This is a genomic window from Sphingomonas sp. BK069 (genome assembly GCF_014193405.1).
GTDB lineage: Bacteria > Pseudomonadota > Alphaproteobacteria > Sphingomonadales > Sphingomonadaceae > Sphingomonas.
In genome coordinates this window covers 67,058-82,544 of the sequence record NZ_JACHZH010000004.1, presented here as the reverse complement: position 1 = coordinate 82,544, position 15,487 = coordinate 67,058, and the positions used below count along the sequence as shown (strand labels likewise).

Genomic DNA, 15,487 nt, shown 5'->3' with positions numbered 1-15,487 from the left:
CAGACCCGATGACGACGTTTTTCAGTCTGCCCTTACTGCCCTCACTCACCACAATTAAACACAATCCATTGACGCTCTATTTCGTGTTCTACGACGAGGGCGAGGATCGAGAGATTGCTGTCTCAGCATCGGAGGTGATGCAGTCCGTTGACGAGGCGGTGTTCATCCATCCTCGCACGGGTGAAGAGATTGAGGATTTCACAGAGCAGTTGAAGCCTGTCTACAAGGCTTCCCAGGAGTTCGTGAACGCGCTTGTGGCTGCCAATGGACGGTGAGACCACGCTGCGTGACATGCTCAATCGCGCCTACAACAACACAGCCTACGACGTTCAGCTGCGGATGCAGAGCGCCGACACGCATGAGGAAATCCTCAAGCAACTGGAACGCGCGCTCGCGTTAGCCATCGGCAATCTTGTCAAGAACCGGAAGTATAAGCAGGACCAGAGTGAGGACGCCCTTACCACCGACCTCGTGTCCATGTTGAACATGAACGGCATCCCCGCCAACCACGATGTAAAGATTGGTGGGCACACCGACATCTCCGTCGAGATGCGTGATGGCTTCTTGTGGATCGGTGAAGCTAAAAACTGGACCGGCAAAGCCTGGATCTTCAAGGGCTTCCGTCAGCTGATGACGCGATACGCCACCGGCATATCAGGGCAGGACAATGGCGCGATCCTCATCTACTTTGAGCAAGAAAAGCCGTCCGATCTGATGAGCAAGTGGCGGACTGCCCTAGGCAAGCTAACTGTACTCACGGGCGACATTGTCGAGGTGAATGAGCTACAGTTCAATTCAGCTCATCCGCACAAGGGCACTGGTCGAACGTTCAATGTGAAGCACTTTGGCGTTCCCCTCTACTGGAATCCAGAGGACGACTAAATGCCCAAGAAGGCCGTGATGCCACACCTGTCCAGTGCAGTAGCCTTCGAGGGTAACGGTTTCGGAACCTGCTTCTATCGCGCGGCCGCCTTTGTTCTGGGCGCACCAGGTGCCGACCTCTGCCTCGGCACGTTCGCCGGGGGAGCAGAGGAAGAGTTGCGCGCCAACCCGAGCGGCTCCCGCAATGATCTCATACATGCCTGGGTGAAAGCAAGGGGCGACGTTTATGCGCCGTCGATGTTGAGCAAGTCGAACGACTTCATGAGGCCCATCCCTCTCGACCAGTATTATGAGGCCAACGGAGCCCGCGATGTAAAGAGGCTCACCAGGTCAGAGGTGTTGCGTCTTTCTGGTGAACTTGGGTTGTCAGCGCACCTGCGTCGGCACAAGCCGCTGAAGGGCGGGAAGCGAGTAGCTGAGGTCCTGCTTGAAGCGGCCGGCGTGAACTACATTGTCAAGGACGACGGCGTGCTCCCAGCCCCTGGTTATTTAGACGTGGGTGGGACGCAGCCAACGGGTTAGTAGTTGCATCCTGCGATCAGATGCAATCAGAATGGTGAACGGCCTCACCTGCTAGGTAGGCTCACTTGCGCGCCTTCTCCTTGGCGAACCGGGCAAGCACGTCAGTAAGCGACCCCTCCTTTCCAACCCACGCGCGGTATTCCTTCAGTCGCTTTTCATCGTCATTGTTGTGCCACCAGCGATAGAACGCACCGTGCGCCTCATACTTGACCTTCTCCCACTCGGCTTTGAGCAGCCATTGTGAGTGCGCGATGAGCAGCTTATCTGCCTCGTCCACCAGGTTGTGGTCGGTTCCATCGCAGATCACGATGCTCTCGATCAGGCTCAGAATGTTCTTGTCGATCTCATTCCATGGGTTCAGCTGCAACTGGATGATCGCCGCGCTGTTGTTGATCTTGGTGAGCACGTTGACGACGAGCGATGCCATCCCGCTGCCCTCGTTCTTGATCACCTTCTGACCGTGGAGGGTAAAGCTCAGCTCAGCCAGCAAACCAGAATGAGCCGCGATGTTCGTCCGCAGCTTGTCGATCCACTTGGAACGCTCAGCCGTGATGCTGTTGATGTAGACGGTTCGACCCGCCACCAAGTAGGAGGTGAGGACGCCAGCCAACGCGCCGACGAGGGCAATCAGAGCCACGATCACCGCGAGCGCGGCAGCGCCGCCACCAAGCGCGTGATAGATTCAGGTCACCAGGTCCATCGCATCCCCCTGCAGGCCAGGTTGGCGCAGATGCGAGCGCGACGCAATCGAAGGATTGAAAGGTAAGCGTTCCTGGGACCCAGACGCAACAATCGGGCGATCAGGGTAAAGAGGAGGTCAGGCCCTAAAGATTGCCCTTTAGCAGCGTCATACGCTCTCTAGAAAGATACCTAGGCAAATGAAAGTATTAAAGGCCAGTGTCCCACTGGAGCATTGTGCGCTAGGAATCTTCATTCGCTTTCCACCCGGTTGCACACGAGCCTCCCAGCGGACATCTGAATGAACGGCAGCTAGGCTCTGACGGTCTACCGAGAACGGCCGTTCCGCTTCCCTCCCAATCTGACCGCCGAACGCAACGAAGATCCTGCGGGCGAGGCTTGGCCTGACCGGCTGCGACGTGCACTACACGAGCATGGCGATCCTCCCCCGAGCCCACCGTGAGTTCTTCGTGACGGGATCGCCCGTTTCGGTGAACCGCTACGGCACCCCGGCCTACAGGAACTGGCGGGGCGACGTGCACGCCGAGAGCGTCAAGGGTGGGACGTGGTCCGGCTGCCTTGTGACCGCGGCCTGTTCGGTACGCATCCGCTACTTCCAGCACCTCGATCGCAGGAAGGACGTCGACAACATCCTCAAGGCCATACTGGACGGGCTCGACGGCAAGGCTGGCAGCGGACCCAAGCTGCCGATGCGTGTCATTCATGACGATCGCGACGTCGAGAAGGTCGTTAGCCAGCGGACGAAGATCGGCTTCGGCACGAGGCTGAGCGGGCGCCGGCTCACGCCGGAAGAATATGGCGCGGCTCTCGCCGCGCTTTCCGCTCAGGCCGCGGTGTTCGTCTCCGTCGGCGCCGCTCCAAATCACGCTCGATCGGTGGTTCGATGAATGAGGACACGCAGCTGAAGGCAATGGCCGCGGAGCTGACCTCTGCAGGCTACACGGTCGCGACCAACGTACCGGGAGATCGGCTGAAGGCCGGGATCGCGCCGCTCGCGTCGCTCGAGGGATTGGACCTCGACATCGTGGCCGAGATTGCCGTTCGGGACGAGAAGGGCGCGGAGCGAAGTGACCTGCTGATCATCGAGGTCGCCAACCGCCGTCGCAGAGGGGGCGGTCGCCCGGGAAGCAGATCGCTGCCCCGCTATGTAGAGGACGAGAAGGCGCTCTGGCGCTTCGAGACGATCTCCTCGGCTCTGGCGGCGCTGCCGGGCGCGGAGCTCCAGATCCGCTTCTTCGACGTGTCGGCAGACCAGTCAAACGCGCGGTACGTGCAAGGTCCGCTGAAGAACAAGGAGGCCATGCTCGCGCGTCTGGCCGAGGATACGACAGCTCTCGACCGCATCGGCTTCGAAGGCAACCTTGCGGCCGGCCTCGTCGCGGCGCGCCTGTGGGCGAGCTGGCTCAGGATCATCGGAAATCTTCATCCAGGCCGCGAGCGCCGCGAGTTGAAGGCCGCGGATCTTCGCACGATCCACAAGGATCTCTACGATCAGAAGATCGTCGACCTGCCGCCTGATCGGTATGCGTCGACGCATCGATCTCTGCTGGCCGCGTTCGAAGGTGGGGACGTCGATCTGCCCGCCCTACTGGAGCTTGCCCCCCAGGTAAGTCGACTGATGAAGTGGGCGGAGCAGAGCTATGGTGCGCCCCCGCGAAAGATGTCCGATCAAGACCGGCTCATCGAAGACATCGCGCGGTCCATCCTCGAGCGGGCGGAGGGCGGCCGCAGGGACGAGCTAATGTATGTGGCGGAGGAACTAATGTTTTTCCAAAACACCAGTTCCTTCCCCACCATCGTGGCCCGATTTCTGCTGACGCTCGGCCGGGACACTTTCGTCTCCGACGACCTTGTCAACGAGCTTCTTAGGCGTGCAGCTACCTCGCCGGCGTAGTCAGCAGGGCTCAGGACCGTTCTGCATTCGGCAATCGTAACGACCTGCTCTCCCTGGGTGATCAGTGGGTGCGATTGCCCGACGCACCGCCTACACCTGCCGCGGCAACGGCGCGGTCGCGGAGCAGTCGCGCCGAGACGATCGCGTCATGTCGGCACCGGGGCTTGTCGACGATCCCCGCGAGATCGATACTCGAAACCCGGCCGCAGGCCGTGTCGGCGGCTCGGGCGATGCGAAGGTCGAGCTTCGACACGTCGCCCGCACGCGCCAGATCGAGGTCCTGATACGAGACGGCGATCGCAGCAGGGGCGTCCTGAGCGAGGACAGGCGCAACGAGGCCGTTCGCGGCGAGCGCCGCGACCAGAATTACGAACTTCATGGCAGATGATCTCCACGCGCAGCGGCCGGCGTGCGCCTTCGCGGAGATAGGCGCATCCGACCTCGTCGACTAACGACGATCTTGCGCGAACCTTCTGCAAGGATGCAGAACGTCGCCATGTTCGACTGGAACGACGTGCGACACCTCATCGCGGTGGCCGAGACCGGCAGCACCCTTTCGGCGGGGCGCCTGCTGGGAGTGAGCCAGACGACGGTCGCACGAAGGATCGCAGCGCTGGAGGCCGCGCTAGGGCTCCCCCTCTTCGAGCGACTGCCGACCGGCTATCTGCTTACCGAGCAGGGGAGGGGGCTGATGCCGCATGCGTTGCGGATACAGCAGGCGGCACTCGACCTCGAGGACGCCTCCGCCGCACGGATGCGCGTGGCGAGCGGGACGGTCAGGCTGACGATCGGCGACATCTACGCCACGACGATCCTGACGCCGATGCTTGGCGAGTTCCACGAGGCGTTTCCGCAGATCAGGCTGCAGCTCGACACGACCGACGCGGTGCGTGATCTTGCCGCCGGCGGAGCCGACGTCGCGCTTCGATCCTGCGTACGTCCCGAGGGTGCCGGACTCGTCGGCCGACGCGTCGCGACCGACGACTGGGGCATCTACTGCAGCGTCGGCTACGCTCAGCGGCGCGGCAAGCCGACGCGGCGCGCGGATCTCGCCGGCCATGTGCTGATCGGCGGCGGCGAACCGGGTGTCAGGAAGTACTATCGCGACTGGCTGGAGAGACATGGTCTCGCAGAGCACGTCGTCGTCGAGCACGACTCCTCGCTCGGTATGCTGTCGGCCGTGCGGTCGGGCCTGGGCATCGCGGCGCTGCCTTGCCTTGTCGCGGATCTGAATCCCGAGCTCGTCCGCTGCCTTCCGCCAATGCCGGACGGCGAGCGAGGTCTCTGGCTTCTGACCCACGAGCGCCTGCGACACCAGCCGCGTATCCGAGCTACGCTTGACTTTATTGCTGAGCGGCTCGCGAGCCTGCCGCGACAGTCACGGAGAGGTGCCGAGATCAACCATTACCATTAGTTGGTCACCCTTCCCTTACCGGGATAGGAACAATCCCGATACAGATTTATCGCACCTCCCAGAAAAGAACCTGCTCCGACCTGTCGATATATTCGGCAGCACCGTGCCTCATCGCGGAGCCGTTCCAGAGATCGATGTGATCGCCCTGATTTCCGGTGCCCCAGAAATTTCGGCATAGTATGATGCCCTGTCGGCCGGAAAAGGTGTCGGCAATAGCACCGTCGTGCGTCTCTGTGGGTGCCCAAGGACCTACCGTCTCATCAAGCCAGGCCGACAGCTCCTCCGCCCGCAGTGTGTGCGCGTTGCCATGATTGTGCCAGCACGTGCTTCCTCCGAAAGAGCTCAGGTCGATCCCTGCAGCCGCCAGCGTCGTGCCCATGCGGATCGCGCACTGGTTCTCGAATGCCGGCTCGCCGATAGCATCAAGGCAAGGGAAGTCCTCTTCCGGATATGCGGCCCACAGATCTTCGAATTTCACGAGAACGTCTCCTCTATTCGCAGCTAGATCGCCGTCGCAGCCGGCTTTGCCGGACCTTGGCTACTTTCCGGGACGATGATGGGGATCAGAAAGGTAGTGAGCGTGAGCAGGACTGCACCATAGATTGGGCTGAGCTGAAGGAGCGAAAAGGGAGGTCCGTTATACGCAAATGCCCAAACAGCAAATGCTAACGTCGAGAGAATAAGTTGAAGTGGCTTGATTACGCCAGATCTTCTAAGGTAGAGTGGACATGCTATTAGAATAATCACGAATACCGCCCAGGATAGTGGGGCCTTATCTCTAGAGTTCTCTGCCGCAGCTATCATTCCCTCTATGGTTACGTAGGCTGCGATAACATCTGGCGGGATGTACTTCACAAGCCTTTCCACGTAGGTGTCTGGTGCCTTGACTGGCTTGGCGCCGGGTCCCATCGTGGTAGCTTTGGCGATGTCCTCTTTGCTTACGATCTGGCGGCTCATGGTCTCCTCCCAAGGTTCTTGGCGCCGTCAATCGCTGCGCCTATCCAGGCCTGCATCGCATCGTCTACGTCGAGACTTGTTTGAGACAGCAGGGCGAAAAGAGCCTTGTAGAGGCGCAGCCAGAGAAGCAACGACACAGGAGCGTCCACGAACCTGATGGTTCGGATGGACGGTCGTCTGAGCCGCAGGGCGGCAGCTAGTGGTGTGGGATGGCACACGCATAGATCGACCACACCGCAATATGTCGGCGGAATGATATCAACGATGGTGTCAAAAGGCGTAATCCCATCAGCTAGCTCAACTCCTATTTCGGTCCAGTGGCCGACAAGTGTAAAAACCTTATTAGCGCCAATGTGATGGCTCAGACGATTAAATTTGTTAAGGGTAAAACTCGGCTCAATAAGTACGCCTAGATTTTTGTAATAGTTTAGCGCCTCAAGAATAGTTGTCAGTAATGCTCGCTGGTAGACTGGCCAGCCTCCATCGATTTGGTGGACGAGGTCGAACGAGCCTGGATTCGATGAGTGCAAGCTGTACTCGCCTTCACTCAATGGAAGGCAGACGCCTACCATCCAGTCCGATGGAGTAGTCGAGGCAGTCATGTTTATCCTGCGATCCTGCTCAGGATGAGCCGGCTGGCAAATTGCGTATTAGAGATCTCCACGCTGAGCTGCTCCTTCATCTCCCTGCGGGTGAGCCCTGCATCACGTCGAGTTTGTTCGAGCGCTAGGGATATCAGCTGAGCCGGCGTCGGCGCGGTCGGGCTGCCTTGATGACGAGAGAACAACGCCTGGAGGTTGCGGATGAACTGATCCATCAAATTCCTGGCGAAGGATACGACCGTGACGGTCTTCGAACGGCCATCGGCACTCTGGAAAGTGATTAGCTTCTCGTACGCGCCGCTGGCGCCAGCGCTTCTCGTCACGGTCTCGCCTATGTCGAGCTGCACGGTGCGCTGGAACATCGCCTCGTCGGTCACGCCGCTGACCTTCATCACTCCGACGGCCGGACGGCCCTGCGCCTCCGCTCTGCTGTAGTTGTCGGCAGAAGCGGCAAGCAGGCCCACCTGCCTCTCGTCCAGGCCTCGCGGAACGAGGAAGACGCGCTTGCTGCCCGAGCCTGGCTGCGCTCCCATTCCCTTAATGATGTCGCTGATTGTCGTTGCGGAGAACCGCGGCCCGCTGCCGTCATGTACCTGGTATACCGTCCCCTCGCTGGACGGGTTTCGAGATACGTAGAGGACGGTGTACTCGCGAGCAGGATTGGTGTTGACCGCCTTCAGCGCGGAAGCCTGACCGCTTTCCCTTACGAGCGCCTTTTCCGTCGGAACGTCTATCTCGCCGGACTGAACGAGCTTGTGATCGCGCTGAAAGCGGGCGATCTGCCCTTTCGTCGACCTGCTCGCTACGCCATCGACCTTAACGGCGTAGCCGGAAGTGGCGAGTAAGGCCTGATGACGGCGGGTCATCTTGCGCCAGATCGCGGCTTGCTCCGCGTGCTGCGGCGAGCTCCCGGAGATCTGTAGATCCGGCGTAGCTAGACCCCGATCTGCATCGGTGCCCAGAAGCGCCGTCTTTCCGAACGTGATCTCGACAGGCTGGTTCGTCCTGCTGGAGAACTGCAGGCGCGTGTGATCGCCCTGCTGTGCAAAGTAGGACGCGTTCGCTCGTTCGATCTGAGCACGCTGAGCGGGAGGCATATGAGCCCAATAGGCCTGCAGAACTCGATACCGCTGTATCTCGGCCGGGCTCATGCGGGCGCGGAGACTTGGGTCGTCGACGCGTTTCAGCACGCTGTCCATCGTGTGCTGCGTGCCGCTTACCTGGACGATGCCCTGCGAGATCGCCTGCTGGAGTGTCATGCGCCTCTGGCCGACCTTTACGGTCGCGGAGCTGCTGTCGGTCAGCACCGTGTCGAACCGGCTACCTCGTGAAGGGCTCTTCCTAGTGTAGTCGAAGCAGAAGGCGGGAACGCTTCGCGAGCCGTTGGCGGAAATGCGGTAAGTGCCCGCCGCTATTCCCATCCGCTGTACCGCGGCGCTTGCGGACCCGAGCGGTATGCTCAGGAGTACGGCGGCGACAACAACATGGTGCGTTCTGAAGTGACGAGACATAACTGCTGCTCCCTGAAGCAACATGAGATCGACCCTCGTCGTCCGACCCTACGTCTGTCGTTAGGAATCTGAAGTTCCTATGCTCGACAGCAGACGAGCAATGACGGTGTTTAAGCGATAAATCAGGAATTTAATCGCAGACGAGCACGTAAAGGCCGCATGAGCATCCTCCACTTCGTTCGTGCTGAACCGATTCGAACGCCCCCCGCGTTCCTGATCGTCATAACTACGCCTCGTGCGGATAAGCTGATTGGACAAAACATCCGTCGAAAACGCTGATTTTTACCGTTCCGTCGTGTAGACGTAGATCGCTAACATCAAGGAGGGCGCTTCGGTGACCGCAAGGCACTGCGCCCTCTCCGTGCCACGAAGGCAGCTTTCTCGTGAGAAAGTAGCCGAGGATCGTTCCCTGACGTGGACGGGAAGACTTCTTGTTGGGACGATAGCACGTACGACCTGACGTCGTTCTGCACGCCGGCCGGCGCCTCATCGCTCATCTTCGATCCGGAGACGATCCGAGTGGCGTCGCGACGGATGAATGAACTATTTTCACCACTTGCCAAGGAGTTGCCGCCAAGGCGACGAGTGCATCTGAGACGAGAGACGCGTCGGCCGGTCGGAGACGCGCGGGGGAGCGCACGGGCAGTGAGTAAATTTGACATCCAGGCGACGGTCTCGTCGAAGATCGGCTTCGCCTCGCACCAGAACGCCGTTCCGCTCGTCCGAGAGCTCATCGTCGAGGCGCGAGGCTCGAAGACCGAGGAAGGCCTCAGCCTGCGCCTGTTCGCCGATCCGCCGTTCCTGCAGGAGAAGACCTGGCGCATCGAGCGAATGCAGCCTGGCGATCGGCTGGAGATCACCGACCGATCGGTGTCGCTCAGCGCCTCCTTCCTCCACGAGGTCGCCGAGCGGATGACCGGAGAGGTGACGTTCGAACTGCTCGACAGTCAAGGCGCATCGCTGGCACGTGCCACGTGGCCCGTCGAGCTGCTTGCGCGGAACGAGTGGGGCGGCCTGGGCGACATGGCGGAGCTTCTTCCCGCCTTCGTCATGCCCAACGATCCGGCGGTCGACAGAATACTCAAGTCGGCCTCCGATGCGCTGCGCCGTGCCGGCAAGTCCGACGCCATCGACGGCTACATCTCGAAGGAGCGCAAGCGCGTCTGGGAGCTATCCTCGGCGATCTGGGCGGCCGTGAGCGGCCTCCGGCTGACGTACAGCCTGCCGCCCGCCAGCTTCGAACAGGTCGGCCAGAAGGTCCGCAATCCGAGCGCCGTGCTGGAGGGAGGTCTGGCGACCTGTCTAGATACCGCGCTGCTGTTCGCGTCGGCGCTCGAGCAGGCCGGCCTCAACCCGATACTCGTCCTCACGCGGGGCCACGCGTTCGTGGGCGTCTGGCTCCAGCCCATAGAATTTTCCACCCTGCTCACCGACGAGGCCGCGGCGATCCGCCGACGCTTCGACATCGACGACCTTCTGCTTTTCGAGACGACGCTCGCGACCCAGAGCCCGCCGGCCGGCTTCGTGCAGGCGATCGCCGCCGCCCGCCGGCAGGTCGACGAGAGCGTCGAGGCCAGCTTCGAGATGGCGATCGACGTCCGTCGCGCGCGCATCCAGAAGATCAGGCCGCTTGCGGTCGCCCTGGCGCCCCAGCAGCCCGGATCCGTCCCGGAAGCGCAGGTGTCCGAAGCGCTCGAGCTCGCGCCCGAGCTCCCCGCGTTCGACGTGGACGTCGAGGTCGAGCCGGACGGCCCGGGAGGCCGCATCAGGCAGTGGCAGCGCAAGCTGCTCAACCTGACCACGAGCAACAGGCTGCTGCACCTGCCGGACGGCGCGAAGGTCCTGAAGCTGCTCTGCCCCGATCCGGGAGCGCTCGAGGATCTGCTGTCCGGCGGCAGGAAGATCCGCATCTCGCCGGTGCCCGAGCTCACGACCGGCGGACGCGACGAGGCGCTCTACCAGCAGCAGACGCAGGAAAGCCTGAGGGCGGAAGTGGCCCAGGCTGCGCTTGCTCGCGGCGAGACGCTCTCGCCGATGCCGAAGGACAGGCTCGATGCCCTGCTGATCGAGCTGTACCGCAAGGCCAGGAGCGATCTCGAGGAGGGCGGTGCCAACACCCTCTATCTCGCGCTCGGCTTCCTCAAGTGGAAGAAGACCCCGAACGAGGAGCGCACGTACAGGGCGCCCCTCGTGCTCATGCCGGTGAGACTCGAGCGCAAGAGCGCCATGTCCGGTGTCGTCATGAGCGCCCACGAGGACGAGCCGCGCTTCAATCTCACGCTGCTAGAGCTGCTGCGGCAGGACTTCGAGCTCGTCATTCCGGGCCTCGAGGGCGAGCTGCCCAAGGATGCTTCCGGAGTAGACGTTCCGGCGGTGTGGCGCGCCGTGCGGACCGCCGTCCGCGACATGGCCGGCTTCGAGGTCGTGCCTGACGTCGCGGTGGGGACCTTCTCCTTCGCCAAGTACCTCATGTGGAAGGATCTGGTCGACCGGTCGGACCGGCTCAGGGAAAGCCCCGTCGTCAGCCACCTGATCGACCGCACGGGCGACGCCTTCGCGGGGCGTGGAGACTTCCCGCGTCCGGAGAGGCTCGACGAGCTCGTCGATCCCGCCTCGATCTTCACGCCGCTGCCGGCGGACAGCTCCCAGCTGACCGCGGTGGTGGCTTCGGCACAGGGAAGGGACTTCGTCCTCGACGGACCACCCGGCACCGGCAAGTCGCAGACCATCGCCAACATGATCGCGCACAATCTCGCAGTGGGTCGGCGCGTCCTCTTCGTCGCCGAGAAGCGCGCGGCGCTGGACGTCGTCCAGCGTCGGCTCGCCGACAAGGGCCTCGGCCCGTTCTGTCTGGAGCTGCACTCCGCGAAGGCGACCAAGAGCGAGGTGCTGAAGCAGCTGGACCGCGCATGGACCGCCAGGGACGCGCTCTCCGAGACCGAATGGCAGCAGGAGGCGGCGGCCGCGAGACGGCTTCGCGACGAGCTGAACGAGGTGGTGGCACTCCTCCACCGGTCCGATCCAAGCGGGTGGACCCTGCACCGCGCGATCGGCCGTACGGTCCGCGATCTCGACGACGGTACGCCCGTCCTCTCCTTCCCTCCGGGGACGTCGCATGACCGGGACGACATGGTCCGGATGCGCGAGGTCGTGCGCCGTCTCGCCATAGCCCGCGGCGACGTGGGAGGGCTGCCGCCCGGGATGGAGGGGATCGGACGGACGGAGTGGTCGAACGGCTGGCAGCAGGAGATCGTCTCCGCCGCGGCGGAGCTGCTGAAGGCGTTGGACGCGCTGCACGAGGCGACGGAGGCGGCCAGGGCGGCGACCCGCCCGTCTCTTGCGCTCGCCACCCGGGACGATCTCGCCCGGACGCTCGACCTGCTCGGGGTCGCACTCGAGTGTCACGGACGAGACATGCGGTTCGCCTTCCTGCCGGATCTGATCGACCGGGCTGCCGCGGCCCGCTCGGCGGGTTCGCTGATAGCGGAGTACCGGTCCATCGAGGCCGAACTCTCCGCCCGTTACTCCGCCGAGAGCGCGCGCCGCATCGATCTCGACGGCATTCGGACGGCGTGGACTGCAGCGGGACGTCGCTTCTGGTTTCTCGCCACGCTCGGCAGGAGGAAGGTCGCACGACAGCTGGCGGACGCCGGCGGCGTCGTCGGCCCAGTCGACGTCGAAGCCGATCTGCCGAAGCTGTCGAGGATGAGAGAACTTCTGGACGGAATCGACGATCTGGCGCCGCGCGCCGCCGCGATCCCGTCATGGAACGGGCTCGGCACGGACGTAGCGGCGCTCGAGGGTGACGCCGATCTCGCGCTGCGGCTTAGGTCCGCCATCGGCGCCGCCTCCGACGGTCCAGACGCTCTCGCCGAGCGTCGCGAGGCGGTCGCCCGGCTCGTTCTCGACGCCAACGACGTGCTCGCACCGGACGGTCGTAACGCCGCCGTGGTCCGGCGTCTGACGGACGCCGTCGCGAGCCTCGACCTGACACGGGAGCGCTTCGACGGGCTGGCCGAGGCGGAAGGGGAAGGTGACCTTACCTCGCTGCGGGACCGCGCCCGGGCCGTGCGCGACAATGCCAGCCGGCTCGCCGCCTGGGCCAACTGGCGGCGCGTCCGCGACGAGGCGATCGCTCTCGGCCTTCTGCCGCTTGTGACCGCGCTGGAGCACGGGGACGTGCAGGCCGCCCGGGCGGGCGATGTCTTCGAGGTCGCCTACGCCCGCTGGTTCGCGGGCAGCCGCATCGACGCCGAGCCGGTGCTCACCCGCTTCGTCGCCGGCGAGCAGGAGGACCGGATCGCCCGCTTCCGCGAGCTCGACGCCCGCATGGCCGACCTCGCCTCGCGCTACATCCGCGCCCGCCTCTGCGGTTCCATTCCGGACAAGAACGACGCGCAGGGCCGGGACGGATACGGCGTCCTCAAGCACCAGCTGCAGCTGCAGCGGCCCAGCAAGCCGATCCGACAGCTCGCGGCCGACATGGGCGAGGCCTTCACGCGGCTCGCGCCCTGCATGCTGATGAGCCCCCTCTCGATCGCCCAGTATCTGCCCGCCGATCAGGAGCTCTTCGATCTCGTCATCTTCGACGAGGCCTCGCAGATCACGCCGTGGGATGCGATCGGCGCGATGGCGCGCGGCCGGCAGGTCGTCATCGCCGGAGATCCGAGACAGATGCCGCCGAGCAGCGACTTCCAGCGCGGCGTCGGTTCGGTCAGCGCCGACGAGGACGTCGAGCCGGATCTGGACAGCATTCTGGACGAGTGCCTCGGGGCCGGCGTGCCGCAGCACAGTCTGGACTGGCACTATCGCAGCCGACACGAGAGCCTGATCACCTTTTCCAACCACCGCTACTACGAGGGGCGGCTGGTGACCTTCCCCGCACCCGTCACGCAGGCAAGCGCGGTGAGCTGGCGTCGTGTCGACGGGGTCTGGGCGCGAGGCGCCGAGAAGACCAACGCGATCGAGGCGCGCGCGATCGTCGACGAGGCGGTGGCGCGCCTCCGGGACCCCAACTTCGTCGATGCGGGCGGCAGGCCAATGACGCTCGCCATCATCACCATGAACGCCGAGCAGATGCGCCTCGTGGAGGACCTTCTCGACAAGGCGAGACGTGCCCATCCCGAGATCGAGCCGCACTTCGACGCCGAGCAGCGGCTGGAGCCGGTCGTGGTGCGCAACCTCGAGACGGCGCAGGGAGACGAGCGGGACGTCATCCTGCTCGGCATCTCCTTCGGTCCGACCGAACCCGGCGGCCGGACGATGTCGATGAACTTCGGCAAGCTCAACATGCAGGGCGGGTGGCGACGCCTCAACGTGGCCGTCACCAGGGCCCGGCAGGAGATGGTCGTCTTCACCTCCTTCGATCCGGGCATGATCGACCTGTCGAGGACAAGCCAGCGCGCGATCGCGGACCTGAAGCACTTCATCCAGTTCGCCGAGAGAGGGCCACGCGCCCTGGCCGAGGCGGACCGCGGCTCGGTCGGCGGCATGGACTCGCCCTTCGAGGAGGCCGTGGCCTGGGAGCTTCAGCGGCGGGGATGGACGGTCGTGCCGCAGGTCGGCGTGTCGCGCTTCCGGATCGATCTCGGCATCGTCCACCCGGACCGTCCGGGCGACTTCCTGCTGGGCGTCGAATGCGACGGGGCGACCTACCACAGCGCCGCCACCGCGCGGGACCGCGACAGGGTCCGCGCGTCGATCCTGCAGGATCTCGGATGGTCGCTCGAGCGCGTGTGGTCGACGGACTGGTGGATCGACCGACGCCGGGCGGCCGACAGGCTGCACGAGAGGCTGGAGGAGCATCTCGCCCGCAGCCGCGCGTCGGCCGCCGAGCATGCGGTGCAGCCCGCGGCCTCCGTTCCGACATCTGCGGCCGAGACGGAACGGGGCGCGCCTTCGGCTCCGCCGGAGGTCCCGTCCGCAGGCGCGGTCGCGCAGGACGTCGGTCATGAGGACGGCGTGGGAGCGGCTCTCGACGATTCGGGCGGCGCTCGCGGCCGGCTGGAGCCGACGATCGCCGGTGCGTCGGGTCCAGGTCGTGCCGAGTCCGCCGGCAAGTACCGTCGGGCGACCTTCGAGGGGCTGAGCGAGATGATCGACCCCGACGCCTTCTACGACGCCAGCTACGATCCGGTCCTCTGCCTGCTCGTCAAGCGGGTGCTCGAATGCGAGGCGCCCGTTTCGGAGGGGATGCTCGTGCAGCGGATCGCGCGGGCGCACGGCTTCCAGAGGACGGGCAGGGTGATCCGCGACCGCATCATGACGCTGGCGGGCGGCCGCCATCATCTCTCCAGCGACGGGGTCGAGTCATTCGTCTGGCTCGGGCAGGAGCAGCAGGACAGATGGCGCGCCGCACGAGCGCCCTCGTCCGAGGAGGACATCAGGCAGATCGAGGACATATCGCTCGAGGAGATCGGCGCGACCGGACTTAGCGACCCCGTCGCCATCGCGCGGTTCTTCGGGATCCGAAGGCTGTCGTCGGCAGCAAGAAGCCGGATCGCGGACGTGGAGGACCATGTCGCCCCGTTTGGCGAGCGTTCGGCATCGATCGTCGCACGCCGGTACGGTCCTGCCGCCGGCAGTGCAGCCGCGGGATCTTCGCGGGGCGCCGGCAAGGCGCGCGGGCGGCCCGACGCAGGGGCAGCTCAGGCGCAGGACCCCGGGCAACCTTCCGGGCAAGATGAGCCTGCCCGCCGGGACCTGCGATAGGCGACGTCGCGCTCAGCGCATCGCGCCGCCATCGGCTCGGACACATAGGCTGGCGGTTCTGCGGCGTCTGTGTCCGCGTCTCGTCTCGTCCGAGGTCGCCATACGGGCGATCCATCGTCCGGGTCCGTCGATTTCCGGCGAACCGAACGATGTCATCGAAGAGCTCTCGCGCAGAGGAACGCCGATGGCATCCGTGTCGCGGAGCCAGTCCGCCCCGGGATAACGCCATGGCCCGACCCCGAGCGGGCGACGGCTGGCCGACAGGCGTGCAGGAGGGGCGCGAGGCGGAGCCGCA

The 15,487-nt window shown here is 64.1% G+C and carries 13 protein-coding genes; 7 read left to right on the top strand and 6 right to left on the bottom strand.

Translation table 11 applies throughout. The features are described 5' to 3' along the window. Window positions 1-8 precede the first annotated feature (8 nt). Genes FHY02_RS13965 through FHY02_RS13955 form a run of 3 tightly spaced genes read left to right on the top strand, consistent with a single transcriptional unit; the run spans window position 9 to window position 1,404 of the window. Complete coding sequence (locus tag FHY02_RS13965) at window positions 9-275, top strand: hypothetical protein (RefSeq protein WP_183923170.1); 267 nt, start codon at window positions 9-11, stop codon at window positions 273-275. Next, window positions 265-882: a hypothetical protein gene (locus tag FHY02_RS13960; protein ID WP_183923168.1), complete on the top strand. Its 618-nt coding sequence runs from the start codon at window positions 265-267 to the stop codon at window positions 880-882. The genes FHY02_RS13965 and FHY02_RS13960 overlap by 11 nt, the downstream gene beginning before the upstream one ends. Further along, window positions 883-1,404 carry a hypothetical protein gene (locus FHY02_RS13955; protein ID WP_183923166.1) on the top strand — a complete coding sequence of 174 codons (522 nt, stop codon included), beginning with the start codon at window positions 883-885 and terminating at the stop codon, window positions 1,402-1,404. Window positions 1,405-1,465: 61 nt separating this feature from the next. Here the strand turns inward: FHY02_RS13955 and FHY02_RS13950 are convergent, their stop codons facing one another. Then, window positions 1,466-2,047, bottom strand: coding sequence for a hypothetical protein (locus FHY02_RS13950; RefSeq protein ID WP_183923164.1), 582 nt, complete (start codon window positions 2,045-2,047; stop codon window positions 1,466-1,468). 469 nt (window positions 2,048-2,516) lie between these two features. Between FHY02_RS13950 and FHY02_RS13945 the strand changes: the two genes are divergently transcribed. Both FHY02_RS13945 and FHY02_RS13940 read left to right on the top strand, forming a co-directional pair. Further along, on the top strand, window positions 2,517-2,990 hold the full coding sequence (locus FHY02_RS13945) for a hypothetical protein (protein ID WP_183923162.1): 474 nt from the start codon (window positions 2,517-2,519) through the stop codon (window positions 2,988-2,990). Then, window positions 2,987-3,997 carry a hypothetical protein gene (locus FHY02_RS13940; protein ID WP_183923160.1) on the top strand — a complete coding sequence of 337 codons (1,011 nt, stop codon included), beginning with the start codon at window positions 2,987-2,989 and terminating at the stop codon, window positions 3,995-3,997. Before FHY02_RS13945 ends, FHY02_RS13940 begins: the two co-directional genes overlap by 4 nt. 61 nt (window positions 3,998-4,058) lie before the next feature. On the opposite strand, the gene FHY02_RS13935 is transcribed toward FHY02_RS13940, so the two are convergent. Continuing rightward, window positions 4,059-4,376 carry a UrcA family protein gene (locus FHY02_RS13935; RefSeq protein ID WP_183923158.1) on the bottom strand — a complete coding sequence of 106 codons (318 nt, stop codon included), beginning with the start codon at window positions 4,374-4,376 and terminating at the stop codon, window positions 4,059-4,061. A 102-nt stretch (window positions 4,377-4,478) separates the two neighbouring features. Here FHY02_RS13935 and FHY02_RS13930 point away from each other — a divergent pair, with 102 nt between their 5' ends. Beyond that, window positions 4,479-5,411 (top strand): LysR family transcriptional regulator, encoded by a 933-nt coding sequence (locus FHY02_RS13930; protein WP_260172901.1) that lies wholly within the window; start codon window positions 4,479-4,481, stop codon window positions 5,409-5,411. 46 nt (window positions 5,412-5,457) lie between these two features. Here the strand turns inward: FHY02_RS13930 and FHY02_RS13925 are convergent, their stop codons facing one another. The 4 genes from FHY02_RS13925 to FHY02_RS13910 are packed head-to-tail and all read right to left on the bottom strand — an operon-like array spanning window position 5,458 to window position 8,277. Continuing rightward, window positions 5,458-5,889, bottom strand: a complete 432-nt coding sequence (locus FHY02_RS13925) for a type VI secretion system amidase effector protein Tae4 (RefSeq protein ID WP_183923156.1) — start codon at window positions 5,887-5,889, stop codon at window positions 5,458-5,460. A 23-nt stretch (window positions 5,890-5,912) separates the two neighbouring features. After that, the gene (locus FHY02_RS13920; protein ID WP_183923154.1) at window positions 5,913-6,368 is read right to left on the bottom strand and encodes a hypothetical protein; all 456 of its coding nucleotides are present in this window, start codon (window positions 6,366-6,368) and stop codon (window positions 5,913-5,915) included. After that, entirely contained in the window at window positions 6,365-6,970 is a 606-nt protein-coding gene (locus FHY02_RS13915; protein ID WP_183923152.1) for a hypothetical protein, read from the bottom strand. The genes FHY02_RS13920 and FHY02_RS13915 overlap by 4 nt, the downstream gene beginning before the upstream one ends. Before the next feature lie 2 nt (window positions 6,971-6,972). Then, a complete protein-coding gene (locus FHY02_RS13910; protein ID WP_183923150.1) occupies window positions 6,973-8,277 on the bottom strand; it encodes a peptidoglycan-binding protein in 1,305 nt (434 codons plus the stop codon). Window positions 8,278-9,126: 849 nt separating this feature from the next. Between FHY02_RS13910 and FHY02_RS13905 the strand changes: the two genes are divergently transcribed. Further along, the gene (locus FHY02_RS13905; protein WP_311731839.1) at window positions 9,127-15,192 is read left to right on the top strand and encodes a DUF3320 domain-containing protein; all 6,066 of its coding nucleotides are present in this window, start codon (window positions 9,127-9,129) and stop codon (window positions 15,190-15,192) included. Window positions 15,193-15,487: the final 295 nt, after the last annotated feature.

Coding starts and splice junctions, on each gene's coding strand:
- FHY02_RS13935 (WP_183923158.1), bottom strand. CDS start 4,376: ATGAAGTTCGTAATTCTGGTCGCGGCGCTCGCCGCGAACGGCCTCGTT.
- FHY02_RS13960 (WP_183923168.1), top strand. CDS start 265: ATGGACGGTGAGACCACGCTGCGTGACATGCTCAATCGCGCCTACAAC.
- FHY02_RS13945 (WP_183923162.1), top strand. CDS start 2,517: ATGGCGATCCTCCCCCGAGCCCACCGTGAGTTCTTCGTGACGGGATCG.
- FHY02_RS13930 (WP_260172901.1), top strand. CDS start 4,479: ATGCAGAACGTCGCCATGTTCGACTGGAACGACGTGCGACACCTCATC.
- FHY02_RS13920 (WP_183923154.1), bottom strand. CDS start 6,368: ATGAGCCGCCAGATCGTAAGCAAAGAGGACATCGCCAAAGCTACCACG.
- FHY02_RS13940 (WP_183923160.1), top strand. CDS start 2,987: ATGAATGAGGACACGCAGCTGAAGGCAATGGCCGCGGAGCTGACCTCT.
- FHY02_RS13915 (WP_183923152.1), bottom strand. CDS start 6,970: ATGACTGCCTCGACTACTCCATCGGACTGGATGGTAGGCGTCTGCCTT.
- FHY02_RS13955 (WP_183923166.1), top strand. CDS start 883: ATGCCCAAGAAGGCCGTGATGCCACACCTGTCCAGTGCAGTAGCCTTC.
- FHY02_RS13965 (WP_183923170.1), top strand. CDS start 9: ATGACGACGTTTTTCAGTCTGCCCTTACTGCCCTCACTCACCACAATT.